This is a genomic window from Rhodococcus sp. KB6, assembly GCF_001445685.1.
GTDB lineage: Bacteria > Actinomycetota > Actinomycetes > Mycobacteriales > Mycobacteriaceae > Rhodococcus_F > Rhodococcus_F qingshengii.
Genome location: NZ_LNAK01000155.1, coordinates 1 through 241, shown reverse-complemented (window position 1 = coordinate 241; position 241 = coordinate 1). Strand labels below are relative to the sequence as shown.

General features: G+C 58.1%; 1 rRNA gene. It reads right to left on the bottom strand.

Features of this window, described 5'->3' with window-relative positions:
- Positions 1 to 241 (bottom strand): 23S ribosomal RNA (locus ASU23_RS30145); the annotation flags it as partial.

Here is a 241-nt window from a genome sequence, read left to right as displayed (position 1 = left end):
CTCGTCTTTCGCTACTCATGCCTGCATTCTCACTCGTGTGGCCTCCACGGCTAGGTCACCCTGCCGCTTCCATGGCCACACGACGCTCCCCTACCCATCCACACACCTGCCAGAAAATCCGTGGATCAACTGGGGGCTATTGCGTGAATGCCGCAGCTTCGGTGGTGTACTTGAGCCCCGCTACATTGTCGGCGCAGGATCACTTGACCAGTGAGCTATTACGCACTCTTTCAAGGGTGGC